Source organism: Rossellomorea arthrocnemi (assembly GCF_904424705.1).
Classification (GTDB): Bacteria; Bacillota; Bacilli; order Bacillales; family Bacillaceae_B; genus Rossellomorea; species Rossellomorea arthrocnemi.
Genome location: NZ_CAJGBF010000070.1, coordinates 1 through 305 on the forward strand (window position 1 = coordinate 1; position 305 = coordinate 305).

Here is a 305-nt window from a genome sequence, read left to right on the forward strand (position 1 = left end):
GTTCGTTAACTTGATGTCAACAACTTTTTAAAAGAAGTTTGCATTAAGTTTTCATATTGTGTCGCCTGTTTGGGGCAACAAATAATACTTTACCAGTTAACTTCGCAGAAGTCAACTTCTTTTTAAAACTTTCTCAAAAAAGAGAACATGTCTTTCCATTTATCATCTAAGAAAAAAATGGCTCCGCAGGCAAGATTCGAACTTGCGACCGATCGGTTAACAGCCGATAGCTCTACCACTGAGCTACTGCGGAATAATAAAATGGTGGGCCTAAGTGGACTCGAACCACCGACCTCACGCTTATC

General features: G+C 39.7%; 1 tRNA gene. It reads right to left on the bottom strand.

The features are described 5' to 3' along the window. Positions 1–178: 178 nt before the first annotated feature. Positions 179–253, bottom strand: a tRNA-Asn gene (locus BAA9072_RS24005). Between the last annotated feature and the right edge of the window lie 52 nt (positions 254–305).